The organism is Streptococcus mitis (assembly GCF_005844455.1).
Lineage (GTDB): Bacteria > Bacillota > Bacilli > Lactobacillales > Streptococcaceae > Streptococcus > Streptococcus mitis_BF.
This window is the reverse complement of the sequence record NZ_SPGF01000018.1, coordinates 25,565-35,209: the sequence shown is the minus strand read 5'-3', so window position 1 is coordinate 35,209 and position 9,645 is coordinate 25,565. Positions and strand designations below refer to the sequence as shown.

General features: G+C 42.5%; 7 protein-coding genes and 2 pseudogenes. 8 read left to right on the top strand and 1 reads right to left on the bottom strand.

What is annotated here, in order from left to right; translation table 11 throughout:
• The 4 genes and pseudogenes from FGQ53_RS05085 to FGQ53_RS05070 all read left to right on the top strand — a co-directional run.
• Positions 1 to 338 (top strand): annotated as a pseudogene (locus tag FGQ53_RS05085) (transposase); the annotation flags it as partial.
• Between the two features lie 190 nt (positions 339 to 528).
• Positions 529 to 1,743 (top strand): pyridoxal phosphate-dependent aminotransferase, encoded by a 1,215-nt coding sequence (locus FGQ53_RS05080; protein WP_138336310.1) that lies wholly within the window; start codon positions 529 to 531, stop codon positions 1,741 to 1,743.
• Between the two features lie 154 nt (positions 1,744 to 1,897).
• Complete coding sequence (rpmH, locus tag FGQ53_RS05075; RefSeq protein ID WP_000831905.1) at positions 1,898 to 2,032, top strand: 50S ribosomal protein L34; 135 nt, start codon at positions 1,898 to 1,900, stop codon at positions 2,030 to 2,032.
• Positions 2,033 to 2,274: 242 nt separating this feature from the next.
• Positions 2,275 to 4,239, top strand: a pseudogene (locus FGQ53_RS05070) (peptide ABC transporter substrate-binding protein).
• 243 nt (positions 4,240 to 4,482) lie between these two features.
• Here FGQ53_RS05070 and FGQ53_RS05065 read toward each other — a convergent pair.
• Positions 4,483 to 6,327, bottom strand: a complete 1,845-nt coding sequence (locus tag FGQ53_RS05065) for an APC family permease (protein ID WP_138336307.1) — start codon at positions 6,325 to 6,327, stop codon at positions 4,483 to 4,485.
• A 158-nt stretch (positions 6,328 to 6,485) separates the two neighbouring features.
• On the opposite strand from FGQ53_RS05065, the gene FGQ53_RS05060 reads away from it, so the two are divergent.
• The 4 genes from FGQ53_RS05060 (at position 6,486) to rsgA (ending at position 9,642) form a co-directional block, all read left to right on the top strand.
• Positions 6,486 to 7,259 carry a TatD family hydrolase gene (locus tag FGQ53_RS05060; protein ID WP_138336304.1) on the top strand — a complete coding sequence of 258 codons (774 nt, stop codon included), beginning with the start codon at positions 6,486 to 6,488 and terminating at the stop codon, positions 7,257 to 7,259.
• Positions 7,259 to 7,825 carry a ribonuclease M5 gene (rnmV, locus tag FGQ53_RS05055; protein ID WP_138336302.1) on the top strand — a complete coding sequence of 189 codons (567 nt, stop codon included), beginning with the start codon at positions 7,259 to 7,261 and terminating at the stop codon, positions 7,823 to 7,825. The genes FGQ53_RS05060 and rnmV overlap by 1 nt, the downstream gene beginning before the upstream one ends.
• A gap of 64 nt (positions 7,826 to 7,889) precedes the next feature.
• Entirely contained in the window at positions 7,890 to 8,762 is an 873-nt protein-coding gene (rsmA, locus tag FGQ53_RS05050; RefSeq protein WP_138336298.1) for a 16S rRNA (adenine(1518)-N(6)/adenine(1519)-N(6))-dimethyltransferase RsmA, read from the top strand.
• Between the two features lies 1 nt (position 8,763).
• The gene (gene rsgA / locus FGQ53_RS05045; protein ID WP_138336295.1) at positions 8,764 to 9,642 is read left to right on the top strand and encodes a ribosome small subunit-dependent GTPase A; all 879 of its coding nucleotides are present in this window, start codon (positions 8,764 to 8,766) and stop codon (positions 9,640 to 9,642) included.
• Positions 9,643 to 9,645: the final 3 nt, after the last annotated feature.

Below are 9,645 nucleotides of genomic sequence, written 5' to 3'. Positions count from 1 at the left end.
GCTTGGATGAACGAATTTTTACAGCAATTATCCGCCTATTATTCGGATGATTATCTGATTTTGGTCATGGATAATGCACCTGGCACAAGTCTCAGGCTTTGGAGTTGCCAGAAAATATCACGTGTACATTTATTCCTCCCTACACTCCAGAAATGAATCCCATTGAGCAAGTTTGGGCAGAGATACGAAAGCGTGGATTCAAAAACAAGGCCTTCAAATCTTTAGAAGAAGTCATTTTGAAGTTAGAAACAGTGATTCAAAATTTGGAAATAGAATGCCTGAGGAAGATTGTTCACAGAAAATGGATTTGTCCAGAATATATTTTTGATGAGTATTAGGCTTGCTTTTTCTAGGTTTATCTTTTGGTATGTGATGTTTTTTGGCAAAATACCTGCTATCTCCACTGTCTTGACCTCGCTTTTAGTGAGGTTTTTCTTCTATACGAATCTAGTAAGACATTTCAGCAAACTTGTCGCATTCTCTTTCTAGTGGTATAATATTACTATCTCGATGAATTGAGGAAACAAGATGAAAGAATATAACAAGTCTAGTAAGTTAGAGCATGTTGCTTATGATATCCGTGGCCCTGTTTTGGAAGAAGCCATGCGAATGCGAGCAAACGGAGAAAAGATTTTACGTCTGAATACAGGAAATCCAGCAGAATTTGGCTTTACAGCGCCAGACGAGGTCATTCATGACTTGATTATGAATGCGCGTGATAGTGAAGGATATTCTGATTCCAAGGGGATTTTCTCAGCCCGTAAGGCTATCATGCAGTATTGCCAATTGAAAAAATTTCCAAACGTAGATATTGATGATATCTACCTTGGAAATGGTGTTAGTGAACTGATTGTCATGTCCATGCAGGGGCTTTTGGATAACGGGGATGAAGTCTTAGTGCCAATGCCAGACTATCCTCTCTGGACGGCAGCTGTCAGCCTAGCTGGGGGGAATGCCGTTCACTATATCTGTGATGAAGCTGCAGAATGGTACCCAGATATTGACGATATCAAGTCAAAAATCACTTCCAATACCAAGGCAATCGTCCTTATCAATCCAAATAATCCAACTGGAGCCCTTTATCCTAAGGAACTCTTGCTGGAGATTATTGAGATTGCCCGTCAAAATGATTTGATTATCTTTGCGGATGAAATTTACGACCGCATGGTAATGGATGGTCATGTGCATACGCCTGTGGCGAGCCTGGCGCCAGATGTTTTCTGTGTTAGCATGAACGGTTTGTCAAAATCCCACCGTATCGCTGGTTTCCGTGTGGGTTGGATGGTCTTGTCTGGACCTAAGACACATGTTAAAGGCTATATCGAAGGTCTCAATATGCTGTCCAATATGCGTCTTTGCTCTAACGTTTTGGCCCAACAAGTCGTACAAACTTCCTTGGGCGGTCACCAATCAGTCGATGAATTGCTCCTTCCTGGTGGACGAATTTATGAGCAAAGAAACTTCATCTACAATGCTATTCAAGATATTCCAGGTTTGTCTGCGGTTAAACCTAAGGCTGGACTCTATATCTTCCCTAAAATCGACCGCAATATGTACCGTATCGATGATGATGAACAGTTTGTCCTTGATTTCTTGAAGCAGGAAAAGGTTCTCTTGGTTCATGGTCGAGGTTTTAACTGGCAGGAACCAGACCACTTCCGTATCGTTTACCTTCCTCGAGTCGATGAACTAGCCCAAATCCAAGACAAGATGACTCGTTTCTTGAAACAATATCGCAGATAGGGCTTACATCAGAAAAAGCGTTAAAAAGCTGGAAACATTTGCCTAGAGCTATTGACAAAAGTAAAAGAATCAGATAGAATAGTAAAGTATGTTTAGTAACTGATCACTTTATAGCCGGCTAAACGAATACAAAATCTATGAGGAGGTATTCATCGTGAAACGTACTTATCAACCAAGTAAACTTCGTCGTGCGCGCAAACACGGATTCCGTAACCGTATGTCAACTAAAAACGGTCGTCGCGTATTGGCAGCTCGTCGTCGTAAAGGACGCAAAGTTTTGGCTGCATAATCCAAACGAACTATATCAAAAATCAGTAGGAACTCGAGTCTACTGATTTTTATTTTTGTAAAAAAGCTCAAAATATAGTAGATTGAAATAAGATGTGAACAAATTAATTAGGAAAGTTAAATTAATTCCTAGAAATATTTTAGCAGCTGTAGTGTACTACTCTAGTTTCAATCCACCATACTTTATATTTTTGCTTGAATAGTGTATAATATTTCACATGCTGTAAAAAATGGAGAATAATCATGAAGAAATCAAAAGTTATGCTTTTTGGAGCTGTAGCTTTGACAGCAGGCCTAGCTCTAGCGGCATGTGGACCTTCCCAATCAAGTAATGCAGACAAGACTTACTCTTATATCTTTGTCAATAATACAGATACCTTGGATTATATTACCTCTACACGAGATTCTACATCTAGTATCACAACCAACTTGATTGATGGGTTGTTGGAAAATGACCAGTATGGCAATCTCATCCCCTCTATGGCTGAGTCATGGACAGTATCAAAAGATGGCTTGACCTACACTTATAAAATCCGTCAGGGAGCTAAATGGTACACTTCTGAAGGAGAAGAGTATGCAGATGTAACGGCTCATGACTTTGTGACTGGTCTCAAGTATGCGGCTGATAAAAAGGCTGAAAACTTGTACTTGGTACAAGACTCTATCAAGGGGCTAGCAGACTATGTTGAAGGGAAATCATCTGATGTTGGAACTGTTGGTGTTAAGGCAGTGGATGATTACACACTACAATACACCCTCAACCAACCTGAAACTTATTGGAACTCTAAAACAACAGCAAGTATCCTTAATCCTGTAAATGAAGCCTTCTTGAAGTCTAAGGAAGATGACTTTGGAAGTGTGACACCATCAAGTATCTTGTCAAATGGTCCTTACTTGTTTAAATCTTTCCCATCAAAATCTTTGATTGAATTTGACAAAAAACCTAATTACTGGGATAAGGACAATGTCAAAATTGAGAAAGTGGAACTCTCTTTCTTTGACGGTTCTGACCAAGACAGCATTGCTAGAGGTTTCTTGGATGGTAATTATACAGATGGCCGTATCTTCCCAACAAGTTCAGTCTTTGCTGAACTCAAGAAGGGAAATGAGGACAAGATTACCTATACACCGCAAAACTCAGTCACTTTCTATTATCTTTTCAACCTTAATCGTCAAAGCTACAAGCAGACTATGAAACAGTCTGATAAGGAAAAGACAGACTCACGCGCAGCTATGCAAAATAAGGATTTCCGTCAGGCTATCAACTTTGCCTTTGACCGTCAGGCCTATGCGGCGCAGACAAATGGTGAAAATGGAGCAGACCGTATCTTGCGTAACACAGTTACACCAAGTAACTTTGTTTAAGTTGGCGATAAGAACTTTGGTGATATTGTCAATGAAAAAATTGTCAACTACGGTAAAGATTGGGCGAATATCAATCTAAACGATGGTAAGCAAGCCTTCTTGAATCCTGAAAAGGCCAAAGAGAAGTTTGCGAAGGCCAAAGAAAGTCTGCAAGCGCAGGGAGTAACTTTCCCAATTCATTTGGATATGCCAGTTGACCAGACTGCTAAATTAGATGTGCAACAGGTCGGCTCTTTCAAACAAACAGTGGAAGAAACTCTTGGTAAGGAGAATGTAGTCATTGATGTTATCCAACTTTCTCCAGATGAAAAAGACCAGGCAACCTACTTTGCAGATACAGCAGAACAAAAGGACTACGATATCGACATCTCAGGATGGGGTGGAGATTACTCAGATTCTAAGACTTACCTAGCTATTCTTGATCCAGAGACAGGTTCTCAGTTGAAAAACATGGGCTTGTCTGAAGGAAAAGACAAGGAAGTCAAGGACAAGATTGGTCTTGATGACTACAAGAAACTCTTGGATCAGGCTGATGCGGAAATCACAGATACTCAAGCTCGCTATGAAAAATATACTGAAGCCCAAGCTTGGTTGACAGATAGTGCCCTCTTCCTACTAGTTAAAAGTGGTAGAGCTAATCCAATCTTCCGTAAGACTGTACCGTTTACAGGCCCATTCTCATTTGTTGGTCATAAAGGAAATGCGGACAACTACAAATATGTTGAATTGCAAAAAGAGCCAGTCACTGCTAAACAGTACCAAGAACTCTATGAAAAATGGCTAAAAGAAAAAGCTGAGTCAAATAAAAAAGCTCAGGAAGCTTTAGCTAACCACATTCAATAGTATTCCTAGTCATGCTTTTCAGTTAATACTCTTCGAAAATCAAATTCAAACCATGTCAGCGTTGCCTTACCGTAGGTATGGTTACTGACTTCGTCAGTTCTATCCACAACCTCAAAACACTGTTTTGAGCAGCCTGCGGCTAGCTTCCTAGTTTGCTCTTTGATTTTCATTGAGTATAAGCATAGTGGATGGATTCAGAAAAAGGCCCTACCAGAGCTTCTTGGTTCTGGTAGGGCCTTTTCTTTATTCTTTTAAGTGGTAAGAGTAGCTAGCGACAACGACGTCTTGGTGCCAACGGAGGGCATATTTGAGTTTGAGACTCATTTGATTGTGTAGGATATTCTGCCAAGGTTTATTAGGGATAAACTGGGGTACAAGGACAGTGACTGTATAGTTCTTTTTCTGGGCATCCTCAGAGATTCGTTTGACATACTTGATAGCAGGCGTGATGATGTCACGATAGCTGGTCTTGATGTTTTTCAGAGTAATGGTTGGGAAGTAATCGGCAAATTCTTGGAGAATTTCCTGGTCTTTTTCTGCTGTTTCCTTGGTGGATATATGCATGGCTAAGACTTCGTCACCGATACTTTGGGCGTAGTTAATGGCTCCAACGCTGACGCGTGTGATATTTCCTACTAGAACGAGGACAAGATTGCCATCGTAGGTACGTTTTTCGATTCCTTCATAGAGTCGCAGTTGTTGGGCTACTTTTTGGTAATGACTGTGAATTGCCAAAAAGAGTAGGGTGAGTACGAGAATGATCGGGAAGAAAGGCCAGATATCACTGAGACGGAAAAAGAGCAGGATGAGCACGATAGCGTAGCAAATGATGGCTCCAAGGATATTGGCAAGGGCAGGTTTTAAGAAATTTGCCCCCTTTTCTTTTTTCCAATGACGAATCATCCCAGTCTGAGATAGGGCGAAAGGAACGAAGACCCCGATAGTATAAAGAGGAATCAAGCGTTCGGTATTGCCGTTAAAAATGAGAAGAAGAATCATAGCCCCAAAAGCTAGAGTTAAGATTCCATTGGAGTAGCCTAGGCGGTCTCCTTTTTCCATAAATAGATGGGGCATGTATTTGTTTTTAGCCATATTGTAAGCCAACATAGGGAAGGCTGAAAAGCCAGTATTTGCAGCTACGGCCAAAATCAAGGCTGTGGAGAATTGGAAGATATAATAGCCAAGATGGCCTAAGAAGGAAGTACCAAGGATGCCTTGAGCCATCTGTGAAAGAATAGTTTCTCCGTGTTGAGGCATAATCCCCATCCAGTAGTTTAGGAAGGTAATGCCAGCAAAAAGAAATCCTAGAATCAGTGACATGATCGTCAAGGTCTGAGCAGCATTCTTTTCTTTCGGAGCCTTGAAAAAGGGAACGGCATTTGAAATAGCTTCAACCCCTGTCAGAGAGGCAGATCCGCTGGTAAAGGCTCTTAGAATGAGAACGATAGACAGGCTCGGAACAGCATGCCCAATAGGAGAAGTTGCCTGATAGCTGAGAGATCCTGTCATTAGTTGAAAAATTCCGTAGAGCAAGAGAAAGACAGTACTGATGATAAAGAGATAGACAGGAATCATCAGTGAGCTGGCAGATTCTTTTAAGCCCCGTAAATTCAAGAGCATGAGCAAGCAAACTAGAAAAATGGAGATGTGGAGGTTGTAAGGGTGGAGAGCAGGGAGAGCTGCTGTGATAGCATCAGCTCCAGATGCAACAGATACCGCTACGGTCAACATGTAGTCAACCAGCAGACTGCCTCCAGCGATTAAGCCAAGTTGGGGAGATAGATTTTCTCGAGTAACCATATAGGCCCCTCCCCCTTGAGGGTAGGCATGGATGATTTGACGGTAGGAAACGGTCAGACTAGCCAGAAGCAGGAGGACAAAGAGGCCGATGGGAAGGCTCCACCATATAGCAAGAGGAGAGAGACTAGCCAAGACGAGGACTACTTGCTCAGGTCCATAGGCAATGGAAGATAGAGCATCGCTTGATAACATGGCTAAGGCCTGCATTTTTCCCAGCAACCCTCCCTCGCCTTCTGTTAAGGACTTAAGAGGGCGACCGATAAAGGTCTGTTTTAATTTTGTAAACATAGTTGTTTCCTTTGTTGAAAAAATTCAATAAGTGTTATTATACTGCTTTGGAAAAAGAGCGTCAAGAGATGATGATGGGTTTTAGAATATTTTTTTTCAGATGAGGAGAGAGGTCAGTTTTTTGCTATAATAGTAGATAGAAAACGAGGTTAGAAGAGATGATTTTTGATACACATACACACTTGAATGTAGAAGAATTTGCAGGTCGTGAGGCAGAAGAAATTGCCTTGGCTGCTGAGATGGGTGTGACACAGATGAATATTGTTGGTTTTGATAAACCAACGATTGAGCGTGCCTTGGAGTTGGTAGATGAGTATGACCAACTCTATGCGACTATTGGTTGGCATCCTACAGAAGCTGGGACTTACACGGAGGAGATTGAAGCCTACTTGCTTGACAAGCTCAAGCATCCCAAGGTTGTTGCTTTAGGTGAGATTGGTTTGGATTATCATTGGATGACAGCGTCCAAAGAGGTGCAGGAGCAGGTTTTTCGACGTCAGATTCAGTTATCTAAGGACTTGGATTTGCCTTTTGTTGTCCATACCCGTGATGCGCTGGAAGATACCTATGAGATTATCAAAAGTGAGGGCGTTGGTCCTCGAGGTGGCATCATGCATTCATTTTCGGGAACTCTTGAATGGGCAGAGAAGTTTGTGGAGCTTGGTATGACCATTTCCTTCTCAGGAGTGGTGACTTTCAAGAAGGCAACTGATATCCAAGAGGTGGCTAGAGAACTTCCTTTGGACAAGATTTTGGTGGAGACGGATGCGCCCTACTTGGCTCCTGTTCCTAAAAGGGGCCGCGAAAACAAAACAGCCTATACTCGCTATGTAGTAGATTTTATCGCAGATTTGCGTGGCATGACGACCGAGGAGTTAGCAGCAGCAACAACTGCAAATGCAGAGCGCATTTTTGGATTGGACAACAAGTAATGAAAGAAAAAATTTTCCAAGTCATCGTGGTTGAAGGTCGCGACGATACGGCCAATCTCAAACGTTATTTCGAGGTAGAGACCTATGAGACTCGAGGTTCTGCCATCAATGACCAGGATATAGAGCGGATTCAGCGCCTGCACCAACGTCATGGAGTCATCGTCTTTACAGACCCAGATTTTAATGGGGAGCGGATTCGTCGCATGATTATGACGGCCATTCCAACAGTTCAGCATGCCTTCCTCAAACGAGATGAAGCTGTTCCCAAGTCCAAGACCAAGGGGCGTTCTCTGGGGATTGAACATGCCAGCTATGAAGACCTGAAAACGGCTCTAGCTCAGGTGACTGAACAATTTGAACATGAGAGTCAATTTGACATCAGTCGTAGCGACTTGATTCGCCTTGGTTTTCTAGCGGGAGCAGATAGCCGTAAGCGACGAGAATATCTAGGAGAGGCTCTTCGTATTGGCTATTCCAACGGCAAGCAACTCCTCAAACGCTTAGAATTGTTTGGAGTTACCTTGGCAGAAGTGGAAGAAGCTATGAAATCTTATGAGAACAGCTAAGCAGCCCCCAAATGTAAGAGGAATGTGTTACAATAGTAGTAACAGATAATAGAAAAGAGAATAGATGAGAATTGCAGATTATAGCGTGACCAAGGCAGTGCTGGAGCGTCACGGTTTTACCTTTAAAAAGTCCTTCGGGCAAAATTTCTTGACGGATACCAATATCCTTCAAAAAATAGTGGATACGGCTGAAATTGATGACCAGGTTAATGTTATCGAAATCGGACCAGGTATTGGTGCCTTAACGGAGTTCCTGGCTGAGCGTGCAGCTCAAGTCATGGCCTTTGAGATCGACCACCGTTTGGTACCGATTTTGGCAGATACTCTTCGTGATTTTGACAATGTAACAGTGGTTAACGAGGACATTCTCAAAGTTGATTTGGCGCAGCATATTCAGAATTTTAAAAATCCTGACCTGCCCATTAAGGTGGTAGCCAACTTGCCTTACTACATTACGACACCTATTCTCATGCACTTGATCGAAAGTGGCATTCCTTTTAGTGAGTTTGTGGTCATGATGCAGAAAGAAGTGGCGGATCGTATCTCAGCCCAACCTAACACCAAGGCTTATGGTAGCTTGTCGATTGCGGTTCAGTATTACATGACTGCCAAGGTTGCCTTTATCGTGCCTCGTACGGTCTTTGTGCCAGCGCCAAATGTGGACTCAGCCATTTTAAAAATGGTGCGTCGTCCAGAGCCAGCCGTAGAAGTGGAAGACGAGAATTTCTTCTTTAAGGTTTCCAAGGCTAGTTTTACCCATCGCCGCAAGACCTTGTGGAACAATTTGACAGGTTACTTTGGCAAGACCGAAGAAGTCAAGGAGAAATTGACCAAGGCATTGGATCAAGCGGGCTTGTCACCAAGTGTGCGTGGGGAAGCCCTCAGCTTGGCAGAATTTGCCAGTTTAGCAGACGCGCTTAAAGGGCAAGGACTCTAAGATGCAGGGACAAATTATTAAAGCCTTGGCAGGCTTCTACTATGTAGAGAGTGATAGCAAGGCTTATCAAACACGAGCGCGTGGAAATTTCCGTAAAAAAGGTCATACCCCTTACGTTGGGGACTGGGTAGATTTCTCTGCCGAGGAAAATTCAGAAGGCTATATCCTCAAAATTCACGAACGTAAAAACAGTCTAGTCCGTCCGCCTATTGTTAATATTGATCAAGCTGTAGTAATCATGTCAGTCAAGGAACCGGATTTTAACAGCAATTTGCTGGATCGTTTCTTAGTTCTTTTGGAGCACAAGGGCATTCATCCCATCGTTTATATTTCCAAAATGGACTTGCTGGAAGAACGGTCAGAATTGGATTTTTACCAGCAGACTTATGGTGCTATTGGTTACGATTTTGTGACCAGTAAGGAAGAACTTTTGCCCTTGTTGACAGGTAAGGTTACAGTCTTTATGGGCCAGACAGGTGTTGGGAAATCAACCCTTCTTAATAAAATCGCACCAGACCTCAATCTTGAAACAGGAGAAATCTCAGATAGTCTAGGTCGCGGTCGTCATACTACTCGAGCCGTTAGTTTTTACAACCTCAATGGGGGTAAAATCGCAGATACACCAGGCTTTTCATCACTGGATTATGAAGTGTCAACGGCTGAAGACCTCAATCAGGCCTTTCCAGAGATTGCCAGTGTCAGTCGAGACTGCAAGTTCCGTACTTGTACCCATACCCATGAGCCGTCTTGTGCGGTTAAGCCAGCTGTAGAAGAGGGTACTATTGCCAGCTTCCGTTTTGATAACTACCTACAATTCCTCAGCGAAATTGAAAATCGCAGAGAAATCTATAAAAAAGTCAGCAAAAAAATTCCAAAATAAGGA